The following is a 20,432-nucleotide window of genomic DNA, read 5'->3' as shown; positions in this document are numbered from 1 at the left end:
TTGGAGAGATAAGGATGACGTTATTTTCTAGTCATTATAGAAATGATCAATTTAAACAAATAAAGCAGGAAAAAATAGATGTTTTGGTTATCGGGGGAGGAATCACTGGTGCCGGGATTTCTTTGGATGCTGTAACAAGAGGATTAAAAACCGCGGTTGTAGAAATGCAGGACTTTGCAGCAGGAACATCAAGCCGTTCAACTAAATTAGTCCACGGGGGCCTCCGTTACCTGCAGCAATTCCATGTTAAATTAGTTGCTGAAGTAGGGAAGGAGCGAGCTATTGTATATGAAAATGGACCACATGTTACGACACCTGAATGGATGATGCTGCCATTTTATAAAGGAGGCACTTTTGGCCCGTTTAGTACGAATGTGGGGTTACGAGTCTATGACTTCCTTGCAGGTGTAAAGAAGAATGAGCGCCGCAAAATGTTTAATCCTGAAGAAGCAGTACAAAAGGAACCACTTATACAAAGTGAAGGGTTAAAAGGAGCAGGCTATTATGTGGAATATAAAACAGATGATGCACGCCTGACTATTGAAGTTATGAAAAAAGCGGTTGAAAGAGGCGTCAGTGCAATGAACTATGCAAAAGCGATTGATTTTATTTATGATTCAACTGGTAAAATCTGCGGAGCAAAGGTAAAGGATACGATCAGCGGAGAAATTCATTCTATTTATGCGAAAAAAGTAATCAGTGCCAGCGGCCCTTGGATTGATGAATTACGGGAAATAGATCATTCGAAGGAAGGAAAGACTTTGCGCTTAACCAAAGGAGTTCATCTCGTTTTCCCCAAACAGGTTTTCCCGCTCAATCAAGCCATTTACTTTGACAGTCCGGATGGCAGAATGATTTTTGCGATCCCACGGGGTGAAAAGACCTATGTAGGGACGACAGATACGTATTATGAAGGTGATATTAAAAATATCACTGCAACAACGGAGGACCGTAATTATATTCTGGATTCCATCCACTATATGTTTCCATCTTTAAATATACAAGCCGATGATGTCGAGTCAAGCTGGGCAGGAGTAAGAGCGCTGTTTTCTGGTGGAGAAGGCGGAAAACCGGGGGAGATATCGCGGGAAGAAGAAATCTTTATTTCTGACTCCGGTCTTATTTCCATGGCTGGCGGCAAGCTGACAGGCTACCGTAAAATGGCAGAAGATGCAATTGATACAGTGGTTGAACAATTAAAGGAAGAGGAAAAAATTATTTACTCCGCTGCGGGAACAAAACATTTACCTATTTCCGGCGGGGATGTTGGAGGTGCAAAAGGGTTTGAACAATTCAAGAAGAAAAAACTAACAGAAGGAATGGAATTCGGAATACCGGAAACCACAGTTCGAAAATTGATTAATATGTATGGAGGAAATGTGGATACGCTCTTTACTATTTATCAAGCGCACAAAGAAGAAGCAGAAAGTGAACAGATTGATCCATTTGTTTTGACGGAGCTTATTTATGGCATCGATTATGAACTTGTTTATAAGCCTGCAGACTTTTTTATTCGTCGTACAGGCGCCCTGTTCTTTGATATAAACTGGGTAAGAGAACATAAAGAACCTGTTATAAACTATATGGCTAAATCATTGAAGTGGGACAGCAATCAAAAGAAACAGTATAGTGAAGAATTAGAGAAGGCTTTAATTGAGGCTGCAATATAATAATAAAAATAGGGAGAGGCTTCTATGCGATGATAAAATTCGTTAGAAGCCTCTTCCTATATGTTTTTAGCTATATTTCCTGTTTGAATTACATCTGTTTATTCCTATGCTCTAGTGCTGTTGTTCGCTTTAACAAGTTGTCCATTTTCTTCCCTAAACTTTAGTATTCCCTCGGCTGCACGGTAAGCTAGTGCGCCTACTGTGCCTGTAGGGTTATATCCACCATTATGAGGGAAAGCAGAAGCACCGATGACAAATAAATTATCCATATCCCACATTTGCAGATAATTATTGAGTGCGGATGTATCCGGATCATCTCCAATGATGACACCGCCGGTAACATGGTCATTATGAGCGGGTACAATATCAAAGTGTTCGGTCAGCTCTCTGGACTCCACCTTTTCGGCTCCCATTTCATGTAAGACTTCTGCACATCTTTCTGAAATAAAATCATGCAATTTACGATCATGCTCGGTAAAATCATACGTTAATCGAATCAATGGGTTTCCATAAGCGTCTTTATAGGATGGGTCAAGGCTTAAATAGTTATTGCGATGTGGTAATGAGGTGCCTTGAGAAGTAACAGGTATGGCACGATTAAAGTATTCTATTGATTTTTGTTTAAATTCTTTCCCCCAAGTCGGAGTATCTTTAGGAGCTGCATTTTCATTAATCGGCCTTTTCCCCAGTTGCTTCATTGTTATTGAACCACCATGGATAAAATCCAAATCTGAATGATCAAAGTTATCATTATTAAAGTCATCAAAGGTAGATCCAAGTGACCCTGCCCCCATTGCCGCATTAAACTTTTCATTAAAAAAACCAGTAACTACCGGAGTAATATGGTAGCAATAATTTTTCCCTACAACACCGGTTCCGGTATCCGGCTCATAGGGTCTGCCAATATCAGACAGCAGCAGGAGACGTGAATTATTCAAGGTATAGCTCGTTAACACAACAATATCCGCTGGCTGGTCAAATTCTTCGCCTGTTTGCACATCTACATACCGAACGCCTGTCGCCCGATTCCCATCATGATGGATACCAACAACATTTGCATGGGTACGCAACTCAAAATTATCCGATTCCAGCGCTGTTGGAACGACTGTAACATTCGGCGTCGATTTTGCGCCATACTCGCAGCCGAACTTTTCACAAAAGCCACAATACTGACATTGGTATAACGTTTGTCCATCTGGATTTGTATAGTTTTCTGACAAATTTGCAGAAGGTAAACGAAATGGATGCAATCCCAAGTTATTTGCAGACTCTACAAATCGATCGAGCATGGGAGTACTTTTCATCGGGGGAGTTGGATATTCTCTCGTTCTTTCAGGTCGTAAAGGGTTCAACTCTCCGCTTATGCCAGCCATTTTCTCAAATTTTTCATAATATGGCTCCAGTTCATCGTATGTAATCCCCCAATCCTGTATTGTATACTCTTCGGGAAGTTTATTCTTTCCGTATCTCTTTTCTGTCATTGTTTTAATTTCAAAATCATAAGGCGCAAAAAACCATGTATCTCCATTCCAGTGCGTCCCCGCACCACCCACTCCTGTACCGATCAGAAAGGCTCCGAACTGCCGCATAGGCAATGCATTTTCATTAGGGTTATTTCTAAAAGTAACCGTTTCCTTGGATAAGTCCTGCATTAAGTCGTACCGGATCGCATATCGATATTCATCGTGAACCATCTGGAAATCTTCTGTTGAACGATTTGGTCCTCGTTCAAGACCAACAACCTGCACGCCGGCTTTTGCAAGTTCTGAAGCAATGATACCTCCTGCCCATCCCATGCCTACCGTGACGACCTCTACCTTATCTAATGTTTTAACCAACATGAAACCTCCTTTTTCCCGAATTTATAAATGATCTTTTAAAGAACTTGGTTCATAATCGATAAATTCCTCACGCTCAATCTCCTCCAGATAGCTCATCTGACTGCCAGGGAACTCCTTCATTCTCCATCCATCCATATTTGCATTTCCGCCGTACAAGGGATCAGCATAAACACCTGCAAGTGTTGCTGTGCGGAGCTGGTTGAAAAAATATGCCGAGCTTACATGTTTCAGTTTTATTTTATCTTCTTGGAATTCCTGTAGTATTTCATCCTGCTGTTCACCTTCCAGCTCAACAAAGGAAGTGCCGTAATTTTCCTGACTTTCTTTTTCCATGGCTCGAATTCCAGCCATAAAAACTTCATGCCTTTTTAACGGAGACTGATAACCCTGGTAGTCTGTCCCTTCGTTAAAAGGGCCCATTGTATATTCTCTTTCGTTATTTCCATAACCCCCAGCCAATTGGTGATCTATGAAATAGGGGGCTCCCAGCGCAATGGCACCAGGACCATTTTCATCTTCAGGATAAATTCTTTCCGTTGCAGCACTAAGAATATCGAAGTCTTTTCTTCTTCTAAAATACATCAGTGCACGATTATATGAATCCGCCCCGTTTGTTGTATCTGTCGGTGCTGTGTTTTGATCCTCGGTCCAAATGTTTGTACCGATAAGTGAGGCAAGTAATCCACCGCCAATTGCTCCACCGGCTACATAACCGGAGTTTTTAATAAATTTGCGGCGGGATAAATCCGGTGCTTTTTTTTCATCCGACAACTTCATTCCCTCCTCGTTTATGCATGATAACTGTTATCCATTTTATCCAAATTTTTGATTAGTAAACTTTTGTAGAAAAAGATTTTCGTTCCGTGATATTTTCAATATATTTATTAGCTGATGAATCGGGTTACATGCAATTTCCTCAAATATAATGCATTCTTCCATGATGGCGCTGGTTTTTACAGAGGATCGGGGATTGTTTTCTTGCCCCCTCCAATTATCCGGTGCATTGGTGATGCTATTCTTTTTTTTCGTGATCATCGCTAATTAACTCATTCGTTGTGCTCTTAAATTCCCTTAATGTTTGACCAGTGGCTTTTCCTATTTCCGGAAGTCTTTTTGGCCCAAAAATGATTAATGCTAAAATAACGATGAGAATCAAGCCTGGAACACCAATTTGTGCTAAACCCAATAAAATCACTCCAATCCAACACTCGATTTTTTAACTGCTTAGCGCACTATATAAAATTTGTAAGCTCTGGATAAATCAGTAAAGATGATTAGTCGTGTCGGGTACCAAAAGCCGGCAAAAGCGTATGGTGGAAGAGCTATTATCACAGTCACTCCACTGATCCACCTAGGGGCAAGGATGTACCTTGTCATATGTCGCTAACAGAGCGTTTGTATCTATGTTCTATTATTTCCATTTTCCAAGAGGTATACTCAAAAAACCAAGATTTTAAAAATACGACAGATGCCTTTTGTCGGTATCTGACTTAGCAGAAAAGCGATTGCGGTATGATTCTCCGAGTCAAGCCGACTTATGGAGTAGAACAAAAGAAGATAAAAAAAATGCTAGTCTCAAAAAAAATTACATTTTCTTGGTTTGCGCGGAGTACTGGAAAAGGCCTTAGGTCCTCGGCAGGTTTCTATTTCTGCCAATCTCTCCTCATTTTCGAGCTGATCAGAGGAGGGTGTTGCATAAGCAAAAGAAGAAATGTACTGATACCCAGGTATATTCCTCCCGCATTTTGTATACAATGAACAATGATTCAGAATTTATGGATACTTTAATTTATGCATTTTTTTTAGTATTATTATGGTGTATACATAAATAGTAGAAATAGCTAATGGGTACAATAGCTGGCAGCAGCTTACCCCGATTTTTATAACATACTAGCGTATTTATTATGATCCGCGCCGGAGAGGGGCTTCAAATAATGGAAGAAACAGTTACGTACAATAGAAAAGTAGAAAAAGTACTCTCAAATATAAAAAAAGTGATGATAGGAAAAGAAGATGCGGCAACACTTAGCCTTGTTGCATTGCTTGCACAGGGACATGTGCTTTTGGAAGACGTGCCTGGCGTTGGAAAAACGATGCTTGTTAAAACACTCGCAAAATCTTTGGATTGTGATTTCAAGAGAATTCAGTTTACTCCCGATTTACTGCCATCGGATGTGACAGGCGTTTCCATATACAACCCGCAGGAAATGGAGTTTGAGTTTCGGGGAGGGCCCATACTCGGAAATATTATACTAGCAGATGAAATTAATAGAACATCCCCCAAAACACAATCATCCCTTTTAGAAGGAATGGAAGAGAAAAATGTGACGGTTGATGGCAATACGATTCCGCTTAATCAGCCTTTTTTTGTGATGGCCACACAAAACCCGATCGAGTATGAAGGGACCTATCCTTTGCCTGAGGCGCAGCTGGACAGGTTTATTCTGAAATTAAAAATGGGCTATCCTTCTTTTATGGATGAATTGGAGATGCTTGAAATTACTGCAAGGGATCATCCGATTGAAAAAATTGACGCTGTTATGACAAGAGAAGAATTGATCCGCGTTCAGGAAGAAGTTAAAGAAGTATATATTGATAAAAACGTGCAGCATTACATTATTAATCTCGTATCAGGCACAAGGTCCAATTCTTCTATATACCTTGGTGTCAGTCCAAGAGGATCGATTGCCTTAATGAAGGCAGCAAAAGCCTATGCCTATATTCACGGCCGGGATTATGTGCTGCCAGATGATGTGAAATATCTTGCGCCATTTGTTCTAACGCACCGGGTTATATTAACAAATGAAGCAAAATATGACGGACTCACAGCGGAAGAGCTTATCGATACAATTGTGAAAAAGACGCATATTCCAATTCGAAAGGAAATTCTTTGATGAAGGAAAGAATGAGATTTATCGGTAATTTTGTGTTTATCCTTTTTCTATTCGTCCTACTCTATTCATTCGCTATGTTTCAGGGAGGATTTGTCAGCTGGTTTCTATTTTTCAGCTTCCTTCCAATGTTCCTCTATCATATTGGACTTTTGCTCTACCCGCTGAAAAATTGGAAGGTTACAAGAAAGATTTCCCGTCAAATTATTCGGGCAGGCGACAGTGCAACAATTCATGTGAAAATTCAGCGCAGATTTCCATTTCCATTATATTATTGTGTTTTTGAGGAAATTTTGCCTGACTCATTAAAGAAGCTTGATAGCCGAAAAGATAAATATAACTTCATGGATGATCCTGATAAGCTTTTCGTCAACCGGCAAATAAAGAAAATCATTTTCCCTTCGATTCGGCGTGTTGTGGAATTTTCCTATACATTGGAACAGGTACCAAGGGGAGAGCATCATTTACATGCACTTCGCGTCCGTACGGGAGATGTATTCGGCTTTGTGCGGAAAGAGCATGTTTTTGAACTCCCGAATCGGCTGATTGCCTATCCAAACGAACGCCCTGTTCGTCTGAAGGGAAAGTCTGCTAACTTTGAACAAGGTTCCACCGCTTCCTATATGTTAAATTTGAAAAATACGAACGTGGCAACAGGCATTCGTGAATATATGCCTGGAGATAAGTTTTCCTGGATTGACTGGAAACAAACCGCAAAGAAAAACGCTGTCATGACGAAGGAGTTTGAACAGGAAAAAAGCACAGACATTGTGTTAATCCTGGATGGCTGTGCGTATGAAGGGATGAACTATCTGGCCTTTGAGGCAGCAGTGGAAATGACGATTTCTTTCATGGAAGAAATACGTAAACAGTCTTCTCAAGTTGGACTGGTTACGATTGGGGAAAAAGCGGTGCGTTTTCCTTTAATGGATGGTCCTGGTCAATTAAATATGGTGAAACAGCATTTAACCCGCTTCCAGCCGGTGAGAAAACAGCCGTTTTCCGTGAAGTTAAAAGAAGAAATGATAAGAATGGATAGCGGAAATATTATTGTTATATTCACAAACAATTTGGATTCGGGTTTACGTGATGCAATCAAAAAATTGAAGCAGCGATCCAAACGAATTATGATTATATTTATACAATCTGCAAATAAAATACAGCAGTTAAACCAGGAAAAAACAAGGCAGCTTAAGCTTGATGGCGTTAACATTGTTACGATGAGCGAGTCAGAACTATTAATGAACCCGATAGAGGTGAGGCTCACATGAAGCAATTGGAAGGAAGTAAAACATTTTTATATACCTCTATTTTATATATAAGCGGTTTTTTGCTGTTTATGGAATGGATCTATCCGGTGAATGAAATAACAGCAACGACCAGTATATCCGTATTCATCATTTTTGCAGTTTTTTGCTTTATTATTTCTATGTTTCAGCTGAAGTGGTGGGTATCTTTTTTGCTGAAAGGTTTTGCGTTATTATTTATTATCAATGGGCTATTTTTTGAAGCAAGGGTTTTATCTCAGCTTTGGTTAGAACAGGGTTTTTTGGAAATAAGTTATAACATGGAAGCTATATTAGTGCAAAACTGGCATGATTTAACACCGATGTTTCGCAGTGCGCTGTTTTTGGTATTAATTTGGCTGATGAGCTATTTATTACATTACTGGTTTGTCGTCATGAAACGCATTTTTTTATTTGTCATATTAACTTTTATTTATATTGCTGTATTGGACACATTTACCTTATATGATGCAAGCATGCCAATGGTCCGAACTTTTGTGATTGCGTTCATCGCACTTGGGATAGCTAATTTTATGAGAGAACTAAACAAGGAAGGGATTCAATTCAGCTGGGTAAAGAAAACACCGATATGGCTGATCCCGCTTGTAGTTATCGTGCTTTTTGCATCTGTTCTTGGTTATGCAGCACCAAAAGCGCCGCCGCAATGGCCTGATCCAGTACCTTTCCTCCAAAGTGCCGCAGAAAATGCAGGCGCTGGCAATAGCGGCGGTGCAGTTCAAAAAGTGGGATATGGTGAGGATGATAGTCAGCTGGGAGGTTCTTTCGTACAGGACTATACCCCGGTTTTTCAGGCTGCAGTGAATGAAGCGCATTACTGGCGAATAGAAACGAAAGATGAGTATACAGGTAAGGGCTGGGAAGCTTCGGGTGGTCCGGAGTATCAACGAATGACTGGTGGAGTGGAACTGAATACATTTAATCCCGGTTCGGATGGGGTTGATACGGAAAGCCTAGAATCGATCGTCGAATTTGAGGATAATGTCTCTATAGAAAAACTGGTTTATCCATACGGGCTGCAGCATGTATACGCAGCACAAGCCACCTTTCATATTGATAAAATCACAGAGGCTATCCAAACACAATTGAATCATGAAGTCATTCAATTGGAACAATACACGCTGTCCTATGATAAGCCATCATTTTCTGTCGATAAGTTAAGGGAAGTAGAATTTGAAGGGAATTCGGTGGATGAGAGGTATACACAGGTGCCGGATAGCCTGCCTGAGCGTGTGGTTGATCTTGCAGAGGAAATTACGGAAGAACACGATACACAATATGATAAAGCCAAAGCGGTTGAGCAATATTTTTCTTCCAATGATTTTCAATATGAAACAACGGGCGTCCCTGTACCTGAGGAAGATGAGGACTATGTAGATCAGTTTTTATTTGAATCACAAGTGGGGTACTGCGATAACTTTTCCACTTCCATGGTAGTCATGCTTCGTTCAATGGATATCCCTGCCAGATGGGCGAAAGGTTTTACTGGCGGGGAAATAATTCAGGAAGATGAGTCCAATACCGATGACTCCTTTGATGTGTATGAAGTTACAAATGCCAATGCCCATTCCTGGGTAGAAGTTTATTTTGATGGCGTTGGCTGGGTACCGTTTGAGCCGACACAGGGATTCGACAATATGACTGATTTCCATACAGAAATTGAAGATGGTGAAGCAGAACTAGAACAGGAAAGCGATCCAATGGAAATACCGGAAATGGATACACCAGAACCTCCTGAGGAGGCAGATGAAGAAGAAGCAGAAACAGAAACAGCCATGGCAGGAAATAATACAAGTCATTTCGATTTTGCATGGTGGCATGCTGCGCTGATTGCAGCAACACTGGGAATTATTGGGTTTTTAATTTATAAAACTAGATTCCGCTGGCAAACCTATCTGATAAACAGGAAACTCGCGCGAAAGCAGGATGCAGATACCTATCAGGATGCTTACTATCATTTGTTAAAGCTGTTGACTCATGTCGGGTTAAAAAGGGATCCCGACCAAACCTTAAGGGAGTATGCAAAGCGGATTGATGCCAGATTTTCCACCAATGAGATGGGCCAGTTAACTGCTCATCTGGAAAAAATGATATATAAAAATGAGATAAATGAGGAAAAAACGGATGAACTCGCTGAAGTTTGGAAAAATTTAATTAACCGAATAATGGGTTGACCCCATTATGAAGGATTAGTAGAATAAAAAGATATTCAAACGATCACGTTACAATGCAGATAGGAGCTTAAAACATGGAACACAATGAAATGATTCTCGTTTTGGATTTTGGCAGTCAATATAACCAATTGATTACACGACGCATCAGGGAGTTTGGGGTTTACAGTGAATTACACTCACATAGACTTACGGCGGAAGAGATTAAACAGATGAACCCAAAAGGCATTATTTTATCCGGCGGCCCGCATAGTGTCTATGATGAAAACAGCTTCCGTTGTGATAAAGAAATATTTAATTTGGATATTCCCATTTTGGGGATTTGCTATGGGATGCAGTTAATGTCCTTGCATTATGGCGGCAAGGTGGAAAAAGCCAAAAACCGGGAATACGGTAAGGCGCTGATTGATTTGAAAGGAGAATCTATTCTCTTTAAGGATACACCTGAAAATCAAACGGTTTGGATGAGCCATGGCGATAAAGTAATTGAAGCGCCACAGTCATTTACAATTGATGCCACCAGTCCATCGACACCGATTGCTGCAATGAGTCTTGCAGAAGAAAATCTATATGCGGTACAGTATCATCCGGAAGTGCGTAATTCGGAATACGGGAATCATTTATTGAAACAATTTGTATTTGAAGTTTGCCAATGTGATGGCGATTGGACAATGCAAAACTTCATCGATATGGAAATAAATAATATACGTGAAAAAGTCGGTGACCGAAAAGTGTTGTGTGCGCTGAGCGGCGGGGTAGATTCTTCCGTTGTTGCTGCACTCATTCATAAAGCAATTGGTGATCAGCTGACATGTATATTTGTCGATCATGGGCTGCTCCGGAAAAATGAAGCTGATGATGTCATGAAAGTATTTGCAGATGACTTTCATATGAATATCATTAAAGTGGATGCCAAGGACCGATTCCTTTCCAAACTGCAGGGTGTGGACGATCCGGAGAAGAAGCGGAAAATTATCGGGAATGAATTTATTTATGTGTTTGATGATGAAGCAGCTAAATTGAAAGATATTGATTTCCTGGCACAGGGCACACTTTACACAGATATAATCGAAAGCGGCACGGAAACTGCACAAACGATCAAATCACACCATAATGTTGGCGGCCTACCGGAAAACATGCAATTTGAGTTAATCGAGCCGATGAGTGCACTGTTTAAAGATGAAGTACGTGAGCTTGGAACACAGCTTGGCATTCCTGATCATATTGTTTGGCGTCAGCCTTTTCCAGGACCAGGGCTTGCTATTCGAGTGCTGGGTGAGATAACGGAAGAAAAGCTGGAAATAGTCAGGGAATCCGATGCCATCCTGCGCGAAGAAATTGCTGCTGCCGGGCTTGACCGGGATATTTGGCAATACTTTACCGTACTGCCAAATATAAGAAGTGTTGGTGTCATGGGCGACGCGAGAACCTATGATTACACGATTGGCATCCGTGCAGTCACTTCCGTGGACGGAATGACTTCCGACTGGGCGCGCATTCCGTGGGATGTACTGGAGAAGATATCAAATCGAATTGTTAATGATGTGGAGCATATTAATCGGGTGGTTTATGATGTGACGAGCAAGCCTCCTAGTACGATTGAGTGGGAGTAGTAACAGGAACCCTAAAAGCCTTGGTAACACTCGGTTTTTAGGGCTTTTATAATTTCTTTGGCACAGTTATGGCACACTTCGAAAAGTCGTTCTCACAAATTGGTTACTGCTGTAATGTTCAATTTGTGTATCCTCGCTTGTTTTGAACTGAATTATATTACTTAACCTATTGGCAACTTGAAAGTTACTGTTTGGATAAAGGTGTCCATTAGTGCCTAAAGTGGTCTGTATATCTTCATGTCCTAGTCTATCTTTAATTACCAAAGGATTTTCTCCCATACTAATTAACAAAGAAGCATGCGAGTGTCTAAGTCCATGGATCTTAATTCGATGGACATTAGCAGCTTTGGAAAAACGTCTTATCGAATGAGTAACAGTGTGCTTTTGAGTCGGAATGCCATTGTAAGACAATATGAAATTGGTCTTACATTGTTCCTGTTGGATTTCTTTCCATTCTTGTAATAAATGCAGTGTGTCAGAATCTAAAGCAATAACACGAATGCTTACTTTGGTTTTAGGTTCGGTAAAGCTGTAATCCGCAGCATTCTTATAATAGAGTGTTTTGGAAATATCTAATGTGCCTTTTTCAAAGTCCACATCACCCCATTGTAAGGCAGTAGCTTCACCAATACGCATACCTGTCATGAATAAAAGCCAGATAATCATAAATTGAAACTGTTGAAAGTAATCGCCGAGATATATTTTGGAAATAACAGCTTCAAACTCTTCTTTTGTCCAAAAATCAATTTCAGTTTTAACTTTTTTGACATTCCCAATTACTTTCGATGGATTTTCCTTCATTAGACCTAAAACAGTCGCTCTATCAAACGCTAAGGATAATAAACCTTGTATGCCTCGAGGAACGTATTGACTTGAATATTTTTGAGTCATTTTTAATTGCCATTGTTGTAAAATTAATGGCGTAATGTTTGAAAGACTCATGTTGTAAAAATAGGTAAAGTGTTTATCAATTGCATACGAACTATTCTGAAACGTGCTTTCCTTTACTTGGTTTTTATACCAAGGAACAAAAAGTTCTTTCGTAAATTTCTCAAAAGTCATACTGCTATTTGGGTCATAGGCACCCTCACTATTGTCTAAAACTAATTTAGCATAAGCAGCTTCTGCTTCGGCTTTAGTTTTGAATCCACTCATTCTTTTTTGGATTCTTTTTCCTGTGAAGGGATCAGAACCTAAACTTACTCTAAACTCATACGTTCCATTGGCTTTTTTCTTTACTTTAATCATTAGAATTCCTTTCCTTGATTAAAGCAGCTTCGTTGGAACCACAAGATTTTAATAAATCTGTTTGACTAAGCGTTATTCTCAATATATCTTCCACGGTTAACAGGCACTCGACCTAATTTTTTTGTGTTGTAAAAACCATAGCCTTTCGCACCATTAGACACTTAGCCTCTCGGATAATGTCGCGGGAGAAAGAAGGTCCATAACCTAAATCTATTAAGTCCTTTCGGGTTATAGTTATTATCATATTGCTCCTTTCTCGGTCGAGCCAATACAATATATATTTATACCATGCTTCATGATGTTTTTTGATAGAGCGAACTTTGAAAATCAGACGGCTGTTGGTGCAGCTCCACGAGGATTTCACTCCTGCAAGTATTTCTTCCAGCCCTACTCATAGCTTGCGACGCTTCAAACGCTCGAACCATGACGGTAGGGGAGTATCATTAGCTTACTGATGAGTCATCGCCAGTAATCCACCACGATTACATTAGATCTCTTGGTTATCGCTCGTTTCCATGGAAAGTCATGGCGCAAGGATCAGGTAGCTCGTCATCAGCAGAACGTATCTGATTTTTCCAGTTATACTGCACGGCATTATCTTCCATGCTTTCTTTGTCAAAGAACTAATTATGATTATTGAAAGGGAAAACTTTGCCCTTCCTTTCCTTCATGTAGCAACCATAAAGGTAGCGATGATTTCCCCTTTCATAACCTTCAACAAAATTTTTTATGAAATGCCAAATGACATCCTTATTTTCTAGAAGTATTTTGCAAAAAATGGTTTTTTTGTATGTAGAGCAAACAGGTGAATGGGGATGGACATCAAAAGAAAAAAGGTTTTGTCATCTCTCTTTATACTTAGTCCCTACACAAAAGGTCGATTTGTTGCATGATTTATAAAAAAATTAATAAAAGTTTTTATTTACATGGGTTTAGGTAGCTGCGATTTATTTTTATCTTCTACTATCATTACAAGTGGGACTATATATTTTGCCAAAAGGATAGAAACGTTTTCTTTAAAAAACTAAAAAAAGCCCGAGTAACTTAAATGTTATTCTAGCCTAAACAAATTTGCTTTCGGAATTGATAAATCTAGTCTCTTCAGAAAAAGGAATGAAATTAAAGTGTGGAACAATATAGTATTTGAATGAGTTAATCAAGGCAACACAATTCTCACAGTATGAATTGACTTTAGAGAAAAAACATGACTTAAGATAACGAAAAGGAACATTTATTAAAGCGTGTATTAAATCAAAAATTGTATTTTTCAGAAATAGAAGAAAAACTAGTAAGTATCACTTATAGTCTGATGGTAGACAATGTATACACAATAGGACTGCGCTGTTGTTACATTTATTAAAATTATTAATCTACTTGTGCTTGAACAGAAAGCTATCATGCTCGAAATCAATCGTATATTGGAATGGTCTGAGTAAATATATAACTTGAATTTATAATTTAAAAATACATGTGGTACAAAATATAGGAATAGAAGTATAAAAATTTGAAGTCTAGAAGGAATTACATGAAGAAATTATAATCTTAAAAAAGAAATTTAATTCAGATTGTTAATGAAAAAGGTTCGAATCATCTTTTGACGATACAGACCAGATAAGAATTAAATAGATTAATTAATGAAAATATAGCCCAACCCAGATAGCATTATTTAATGGTGCATGAAAACTAATTTATTTTCGTCACTGTTTTTTTGATCATATCGTACATTAAAAAATGGGTAATCGGATTGTGAAACTAATTTTGCTTTTAACCAAAAATGTGTTGTAATTATAAGGGCGAAAATTCCGATACGAAGCAATGATGTAAAAAACATAAAAATGTAAGACTACCTTTATAATTTATTAAAGGTTCGCTAAAGGTAGTCTTCCTATAATGGTTAATATAAGGCATCTGCCCATTCAATTTATAGGAGGTATTGAAAATATGAATATAAATCTTTTTTCAAAATTACAGTTAACAAAAAAGAAAGTTGGAGCGTTTTTAGTGGCCGGATTGTCGATTGGACTTCTAAGTGTAAGCACCGTTCTGGCAGCGGAATCTAATCGTTCCATATCGATAGAAGAGGAGGATGGTGTGGTTGAGTATTCTGTAGATAAGGGACAAGCTTGGAGCGAAGAAATCCCAGAAGGTTTGACTGTCATTGAAGAAGGGGATCAACAAATTATTACGGAAGGTGACCTTTTTGATGTTTCTGGAAATGATGCAATGGCACCGTTAGAGGAAGGTGAAATTCACTATTCATTAGATGGCGGAGAAACATGGACTGTGACCCAGACTAATCCAGAACAAAATACTGGTAGCATTGAAACAGAAGTTGTAGATGGTGTCCTTAAGTATTCTACTGATGGAGGGGATACTTGGATAACTGATCCCGCTAATTAAGATAAACAAACATGTAACAATCATGTGAGTCATTAAAACTCGCTGCGAAAAAGTATAGGCAGATGTCTTGCGGCGGGTGTATTAATAGCAAAAAAGGATGATTCAATTTGAGAATTCTCATGGTGGAAGATGAAACATACATGGCAGAGGCAATCGTTCACAATCTAAAAAAACATCATTACACAGTTGATCTTGTCAATAATGGGACAGATGGTTTAGATTACGGACTATCTGGCATTTATGATGTCATTATTTTGGATATTTTGCTTCCAGAAATGGATGGTTTAAGCGTACTTAAAGAGTTACGCCAAAACCGGGTCCATACACCAGTGATTTTGCTAACTGCAAGAGGTGAGACAGAAGATAGGGTAACAGGACTCGATAGTGGAGCAGATGATTATTTGGCAAAACCATTTGAAACGGAAGAATTACTAGCACGCATACGCGCATTAGGACGAAGATTTACTGAATTGACTCATAATAATACTTTCCTTTATGGGAATATTGAATTCAATCAGCACACACTTACACTCTGTTGCAACAAAATGGAGGTGCCCCTCACGTTAAAGGAAGCACAGTTATTAGAACTGTTAATGAAGCGGAAAAATATGATTACCTCCAAAGAAATGATGATTGAAAAAGTTTGGGGATTTGATACCGATGCCGACGATAGCCATGTGGAAATACATATTTCTTTATTGCGAAAAAAGTTAACGCAAGTAGCTTCCTCTGTTAAGATACGAACAATTCGTGGTGCAGGTTACTTGTTGCAAACAGAAAAGGATGAATGATCATGATGTTCACTAAGCTTCGCAATAAATTCCTTTTCGTAAATATGTCGATCACCTCTTTGGTCATCATAGTAGCTTTTGTAGGCATTTATTGGGTCATAAACCATAATATCTTTTCTGATATTGAAGAAAAACTAAACGAGGGTGCTGCGACCGAAATGACCGTTTATGGGGATGATTTATTCGATAATGATGGCAAGGATACGCCGCTTTCTCTAAGTCAGACACTTTCAACGAGTGGATTTTCCTCTTTTACTATCATAGTTGATGATCAAGGAGAAGTTGTAGAAATTCATTCATCAGTGGAGTTACCTGAGGAAAAATATATGAAGATAGCTGAAATGGCATGGAAGACGAAGGGAGAAGACGGGATCACCATTAACGAAAAACAATGGCAATATGAGATTACACCTTTATCAGTGAATGTGATACAAGATAATGGCGAGCAATTTGTGGTCACGGATCACCTTTACCAAATGACCTTTATAGATGTGACAGAAGCGAATCAAACGTTACGGAGCCTGTCGATTACATTACTTGTTGTTGGATTCATTTTGCTAGTGATTATTTTCTTTATTAGTATGTATTTTGCAAATAGTGCTGTACAACCCATTGCTAAAGCATGGGAAAATCAGAAACAATTTGTGGCCGATGCATCCCATGAGCTAAAAACACCACTTTCGATCATTCAAGCAAATTATGATGTTTTGATGGATAATCGAGATGAGACAATTAACAATCAAATGAAATGGCTTGGTTACATGAAAATTGCGACCGATCGTATGACAAAAATGATAACGAACTTATTAGATTTGGCGCAACTTGATCAGGCCAACTCCCATCTTGAAATGAAGTTGATTCATATGAGCCATATGATAGAGGAAATGTTTTATTCTATGGAAGCTACCGCAAAAGAAAAAGAGATTCATATCACTTATTCAATTGAGCCACAAATAATGGTGAAGAGCGACTCTGATAAAATAAAACAGTTAGTGATGATCCTACTTGAAAATGCGTATAAATATACAAATGAAAAAGGAAAGATTGACATCACGCTAAAAAAAGATAAAAAGATGATTATTTTTCGGGTTAGTAATACTGGTAAAGGAATAGCTGAGGAAGATTTACCGAAGATATTTAATCGATTTTATCGGGGCGATCGTTCCCGGCATATTGAAGAGAACAGTTTTGGTTTAGGTTTGTCTATTGCAAAATCGATTGCTAATGAACTAGGAGGAGAAATACATGCTTCAAGTGAAGGAAATAATTGGACAACACTCACTGTCATGCTCCCACGAGGCTGAATTTGTGTACAAAATAAATCAATAGTGCAAATGATTTCAAACCATTATCTTAATAGATTGAATTCCTCTCGAACTTTATGATTCCATTTAGTTTGTTAGCTACTTCAAAGTTACTATTTGGATAGAGGTGTCCATATGTTCCTAAAGTCGTTTCAATATCTTCTTGCCTTAGACGGTCTTTAATGATGAGTGGATTTTCTCCCATACTAATAAGCAACGAAGCATGAGAATGACGCAATTCATGAATTCTGATTCGGTGTACTCCAGCTTTTTTTTGCATACCGATCAATGGCATAAGAGATGTTATGCTGCTGCGTAGGAAATCCGTTACAGCTTCATAATATAGCTTGTTTTAACAACTTTTTGCTGGACGTTCTTCCATGTTTTTAGTAGAACCAAAGCAAGTATCCGGCGGATACTTGCTTTGGTTTTCAGTTCAGTAAAGCGATAATCGCTTTGATTCTTGTAATAGAGTGTTTTATTAATAGATAGGACACCAGTTTCAAAATCGAGGTCATCCCATTGTACCGCTGTTGCTTCACCAATTCGAATACCTGTATAAATAAAAACCACAAGGACATAAACAGAAAGTGTTGATAAAAATCAACTTTGTAAATCAATGATATAACTTTTTCAAATTCTTCTTTTGTCCAGAAATCGACTTCTTGTTTTTGTTTTTTCACATTGCCAATAATTTTTAGTAGCATATGATATATTATCTAAAGGGTAATCGTCTTAGTGAAGTGATATATCAATATTGCTGATTTTTGTATCTGCAATAACACCTTGGCTATGTTCATTTGCCGGCAACGTAATTTGAAAGAAATTATTTTCATTTTCACTTCCAAACATTGAATTGAATATTAGTATCGAATATTTCAAATCTGCTTATGATAAAGGTAAATCAGTTTTCATTGCTAGATGGCAAAGTTTGCATGAGATCAAAGAAATGTTTAGGCTCACCAGTGCTAAAATATTCATACCAAGATTCTAGTGTGTTTGATTGAAAAACACCTAATTGCTCAATAATTTGTTTCGCCCACAGCAAAGCTCCAGTGGAACTTGCAGTAATAAGGTTGTTATCCGCTACAGATGGCTTGTCTATATAAAATTTTTGTCCTTTATAATCAGGAGAAACCATTTCAAGAAATCCTGGTCCATTACTGGTATGCGGACGCTTATCCAACAGTCCAAAGTTGGCAAGCGCAGCGGTAGCCCCACAGATAGCACCCACCGTAGCGCCTAAAGAGAGAAATTCGCTTGCTTTTTCTATGATAGCGCCATGCTTTGGGTCATTCCATTTATCTGCACCTGGTAACAGCAGCACGCTTGTTTCACCCACAACAATATCATCAATTGAGTAATTTGGCACTATTGTCATCCCGCCCATTGTATTGATTGGCTCTTTAGAATAACTAACCGTTTTGAGCGGAATACGTTGCTCGCCCTTTTTAAAAAATCGACCGGAATTTAGCTCCGCAAGAACATATCCCAACTCCCAGTCGGCTAAAGTATCAAGAACATAAACATAAACTGTATACATAAATTCCCTCCATTTTCATTGTGTTTCTAAATTAATGTTTTTCTGTTACCGAGATGGATTAGGTAATAAGTCATTTAAACTAATGATTTTACTGCCTTTACTTTCATAATAGCGTAGCATTTCATCAATTTTCCTTTTATCATAACTCGTAACACAATCTGATAGAACATTAACGTCATAATTTGTTTTGCGTAAGTTGTAACAGGTCGATTTAACGCAAGCAACAGCATCTGCTCCTGCTATGTAGAAATCATATATTTCATTTTTACTAATAAAGTCTGTAAATTCTTCACTGCTTAATGCGTTTCCTTTGTATTTTGTAAAAACATTATTTGATACTATTCTCAAGTCTGAAGCTAATTCAGCCCCATCTGTATTGGGTTTGAAAGTCCTTGTTCCTACTGATAAATTTTCATGTCGTATATAAATAACATGAACATTGTTATTGACTGCCCAGTCAATAGATTTGTTGATATTGTCAATAATATCTTTGTAATTCTTTGTTATATCATTTTGAATATCAATTATTACTAATGCCTTTTTCTGCATAATTTCTCCTCCTTTCCTTACTTTTTTAGTATATTACCCAATTGTTGACACTAGTATGGCAACAATATATAATGATGTAAACAAAATTTGCGAGGTGGCTATCTGATGAAAGTTGACAGGCTTATTAGCATTATTATGATTCTTCTTGATAAAGAACGTATCAGCGCACAGCAGTTAGCAGATATGTTTGAAGTTTCACCTCGCACAATCTACCGCGACATAGACGCTATCGACATGGCAGGTATTCCTATTCGCTCTGCATCAGGAGTGGGAGGCGGATTTGAAATCATGTCGAGATACAAGATTGATAAAAATGTTTTTTCGTCTGCCGACCTTTCCGCTATTTTGATGGGGCTTTCCAGTCTTTCCAACATGATACGAGGTGATGAACTGATAAATGCTCTTGCAAAAGTCAAAAGTTTTATCCCTGCCGACAGAGCGAAAGACATTGAATTAAAAGCAAATCAAATATACATAGATTTAAGCCCGTGGATGGGCAATATGAACATACAAGCATATTTAGAAATTATCAAAACAGCTTTACATGAGCGAAAGCTACTTTCATTTGAATATGCAGATCGCTACGGAAATAAAACCGTACGAACAGCTGAGCCGTATCAGCTTGTATTGAAGGGTAGCCATTGGTATTGGCAAGGGTATTGCCTTAAAAGAAATGATTTTCGCTTATTCAGACTATCTCGCATATCAAACCTACAAATACAAGAAGAATTTTTTATACCACGAGATTATCAAAAACCGCAGTTAGATTTTGCCGATATTTTGGAAACTATGCAAATAAAAATTAAAATTCGTATTCACAAATCTGTCATGGATAGGGTACTTGATTATTGCGCTTATGAACACTTTTCACCAGATGGTGATGAGCATTACATTGTTAGTTTTCCTTTCATAGAAAACGAATACTACTACAGTATTCTTTTCAGTTTGGGGAACAAATGCGAGTGTTTAGAGCCGTTGCATATACGCACAGAAATGAAGCGTAGAATACATGATATAGCTACCATATACGAAAGTTAATGGTCAAATACATTCACCATTTTGCTTCAAATACTCTTTTATAGAACCCGTATCCGCCCAATAGAATGT

At 38.4% G+C, this 20,432-nt stretch carries 15 protein-coding genes and 2 pseudogenes; 9 read left to right on the top strand and 8 right to left on the bottom strand.

Annotated elements, in window-relative coordinates:
- Positions 1-14: 14 nt before the first annotated feature.
- Positions 15-1,670 carry a glycerol-3-phosphate dehydrogenase/oxidase gene (locus ACDX78_RS04730; RefSeq protein ID WP_486025777.1) on the top strand — a complete coding sequence of 552 codons (1,656 nt, stop codon included), beginning with the start codon at positions 15-17 and terminating at the stop codon, positions 1,668-1,670.
- A gap of 104 nt (positions 1,671-1,774) precedes the next feature.
- Here the strand turns inward: ACDX78_RS04730 and ACDX78_RS04725 are convergent, their stop codons facing one another.
- The 3 genes from ACDX78_RS04725 to tatA form a co-directional block, all read right to left on the bottom strand.
- Positions 1,775-3,508 (bottom strand): GMC family oxidoreductase, encoded by a 1,734-nt coding sequence (locus ACDX78_RS04725; protein ID WP_486025775.1) that lies wholly within the window; start codon positions 3,506-3,508, stop codon positions 1,775-1,777.
- A 24-nt stretch (positions 3,509-3,532) separates the two neighbouring features.
- A complete protein-coding gene (locus tag ACDX78_RS04720; RefSeq protein WP_486025774.1) occupies positions 3,533-4,288 on the bottom strand; it encodes a gluconate 2-dehydrogenase subunit 3 family protein in 756 nt (251 codons plus the stop codon).
- A gap of 235 nt (positions 4,289-4,523) precedes the next feature.
- A complete protein-coding gene (tatA, locus tag ACDX78_RS04715; RefSeq protein WP_486025773.1) occupies positions 4,524-4,697 on the bottom strand; it encodes a twin-arginine translocase TatA/TatE family subunit in 174 nt (57 codons plus the stop codon).
- Between the two features lie 748 nt (positions 4,698-5,445).
- Between tatA and ACDX78_RS04710 the strand changes: the two genes are divergently transcribed.
- From ACDX78_RS04710 to guaA, 4 genes are all read left to right on the top strand, one after another.
- A complete protein-coding gene (locus tag ACDX78_RS04710; protein WP_486025772.1) occupies positions 5,446-6,405 on the top strand; it encodes an AAA family ATPase in 960 nt (319 codons plus the stop codon).
- Positions 6,405-7,673, top strand: a complete 1,269-nt coding sequence (locus ACDX78_RS04705) for a DUF58 domain-containing protein (protein ID WP_486025771.1) — start codon at positions 6,405-6,407, stop codon at positions 7,671-7,673. Before ACDX78_RS04710 ends, ACDX78_RS04705 begins: the two co-directional genes overlap by 1 nt.
- Positions 7,670-9,880: a transglutaminase TgpA family protein gene (locus tag ACDX78_RS04700; RefSeq protein WP_486025769.1), complete on the top strand. Its 2,211-nt coding sequence runs from the start codon at positions 7,670-7,672 to the stop codon at positions 9,878-9,880. Before ACDX78_RS04705 ends, ACDX78_RS04700 begins: the two co-directional genes overlap by 4 nt.
- A 74-nt stretch (positions 9,881-9,954) precedes the next feature.
- Complete coding sequence (gene guaA, locus ACDX78_RS04695; protein ID WP_486025768.1) at positions 9,955-11,490, top strand: glutamine-hydrolyzing GMP synthase; 1,536 nt, start codon at positions 9,955-9,957, stop codon at positions 11,488-11,490.
- A gap of 66 nt (positions 11,491-11,556) precedes the next feature.
- Here guaA and ACDX78_RS04690 read toward each other — a convergent pair whose 3' ends face one another.
- Together ACDX78_RS04690 and ACDX78_RS04685 are read right to left on the bottom strand one after the other, a co-directional pair.
- A complete protein-coding gene (locus ACDX78_RS04690) occupies positions 11,557-12,738 on the bottom strand; it encodes a tyrosine-type recombinase/integrase (RefSeq protein ID WP_486025766.1) in 1,182 nt (393 codons plus the stop codon).
- A 101-nt stretch (positions 12,739-12,839) separates the two neighbouring features.
- Positions 12,840-12,979 (bottom strand): annotated as a pseudogene (locus ACDX78_RS04685) (DUF3173 family protein); the annotation flags it as partial.
- 1,700 nt (positions 12,980-14,679) lie between these two features.
- On the opposite strand from ACDX78_RS04685, the gene ACDX78_RS04680 reads away from it, so the two are divergent.
- The 3 genes from ACDX78_RS04680 to ACDX78_RS04670 all read left to right on the top strand — a co-directional run bounded on the left by ACDX78_RS04680 (position 14,680) and on the right by ACDX78_RS04670 (position 17,233).
- Positions 14,680-15,138 carry a WD40/YVTN/BNR-like repeat-containing protein gene (locus ACDX78_RS04680; protein WP_486025765.1) on the top strand — a complete coding sequence of 153 codons (459 nt, stop codon included), beginning with the start codon at positions 14,680-14,682 and terminating at the stop codon, positions 15,136-15,138.
- A gap of 107 nt (positions 15,139-15,245) precedes the next feature.
- A complete protein-coding gene (locus tag ACDX78_RS04675; RefSeq protein WP_486025763.1) occupies positions 15,246-15,929 on the top strand; it encodes a response regulator transcription factor in 684 nt (227 codons plus the stop codon).
- 2 nt (positions 15,930-15,931) lie between these two features.
- Positions 15,932-17,233 carry a sensor histidine kinase gene (locus ACDX78_RS04670; RefSeq protein WP_486025761.1) on the top strand — a complete coding sequence of 434 codons (1,302 nt, stop codon included), beginning with the start codon at positions 15,932-15,934 and terminating at the stop codon, positions 17,231-17,233.
- Positions 17,234-17,300: 67 nt separating this feature from the next.
- Here ACDX78_RS04670 and ACDX78_RS04665 read toward each other — a convergent pair.
- The 3 genes and pseudogenes from ACDX78_RS04665 to ACDX78_RS04655 all read right to left on the bottom strand — a co-directional run.
- Positions 17,301-17,931 (bottom strand): annotated as a pseudogene (locus tag ACDX78_RS04665) (site-specific integrase); the annotation flags it as partial.
- A 206-nt stretch (positions 17,932-18,137) separates the two neighbouring features.
- Positions 18,138-18,776, bottom strand: a complete 639-nt coding sequence (locus ACDX78_RS04660; protein WP_486025759.1) for a type 1 glutamine amidotransferase family protein — start codon at positions 18,774-18,776, stop codon at positions 18,138-18,140.
- Between the two features lie 45 nt (positions 18,777-18,821).
- The gene (locus ACDX78_RS04655; RefSeq protein ID WP_486025757.1) at positions 18,822-19,325 is read right to left on the bottom strand and encodes a cysteine hydrolase family protein; all 504 of its coding nucleotides are present in this window, start codon (positions 19,323-19,325) and stop codon (positions 18,822-18,824) included.
- A gap of 105 nt (positions 19,326-19,430) precedes the next feature.
- On the opposite strand from ACDX78_RS04655, the gene ACDX78_RS04650 reads away from it, so the two are divergent.
- Positions 19,431-20,363 (top strand): helix-turn-helix transcriptional regulator, encoded by a 933-nt coding sequence (locus ACDX78_RS04650; protein WP_486025756.1) that lies wholly within the window; start codon positions 19,431-19,433, stop codon positions 20,361-20,363.
- Positions 20,364-20,432 lie beyond the last annotated feature (69 nt).

This window comes from Virgibacillus oceani (assembly GCF_041521345.1).
Classification (GTDB): Bacteria; Bacillota; Bacilli; order Bacillales; family Amphibacillaceae; genus Virgibacillus_N; species Virgibacillus_N oceani_A.
The sequence above is the reverse complement of the archived record's forward strand: the minus strand, read 5'-3'. Positions and strand labels throughout refer to the sequence as shown.

What these genes read in the sequence shown, in the direction of transcription:
- ACDX78_RS04730 (WP_486025777.1), top strand. Translation starts at nt 15, where the DNA reads ATGACGTTATTTTCTAGTCATTATAGAAATGATCAATTTAAACAAATA.
- ACDX78_RS04720 (WP_486025774.1), bottom strand. Translation starts at nt 4,288, where the DNA reads ATGAAGTTGTCGGATGAAAAAAAAGCACCGGATTTATCCCGCCGCAAA.
- ACDX78_RS04710 (WP_486025772.1), top strand. Translation starts at nt 5,446, where the DNA reads ATGGAAGAAACAGTTACGTACAATAGAAAAGTAGAAAAAGTACTCTCA.
- ACDX78_RS04705 (WP_486025771.1), top strand. Translation starts at nt 6,405, where the DNA reads ATGAAGGAAAGAATGAGATTTATCGGTAATTTTGTGTTTATCCTTTTT.
- ACDX78_RS04700 (WP_486025769.1), top strand. Translation starts at nt 7,670, where the DNA reads ATGAAGCAATTGGAAGGAAGTAAAACATTTTTATATACCTCTATTTTA.
- guaA (WP_486025768.1), top strand. Translation starts at nt 9,955, where the DNA reads ATGGAACACAATGAAATGATTCTCGTTTTGGATTTTGGCAGTCAATAT.
- ACDX78_RS04690 (WP_486025766.1), bottom strand. Translation starts at nt 12,738, where the DNA reads ATGATTAAAGTAAAGAAAAAAGCCAATGGAACGTATGAGTTTAGAGTA.
- ACDX78_RS04680 (WP_486025765.1), top strand. Translation starts at nt 14,680, where the DNA reads ATGAATATAAATCTTTTTTCAAAATTACAGTTAACAAAAAAGAAAGTT.
- ACDX78_RS04670 (WP_486025761.1), top strand. Translation starts at nt 15,932, where the DNA reads ATGATGTTCACTAAGCTTCGCAATAAATTCCTTTTCGTAAATATGTCG.
- ACDX78_RS04660 (WP_486025759.1), bottom strand. Translation starts at nt 18,776, where the DNA reads ATGTATACAGTTTATGTTTATGTTCTTGATACTTTAGCCGACTGGGAG.
- ACDX78_RS04655 (WP_486025757.1), bottom strand. Translation starts at nt 19,325, where the DNA reads ATGCAGAAAAAGGCATTAGTAATAATTGATATTCAAAATGATATAACA.
- ACDX78_RS04650 (WP_486025756.1), top strand. Translation starts at nt 19,431, where the DNA reads ATGAAAGTTGACAGGCTTATTAGCATTATTATGATTCTTCTTGATAAA.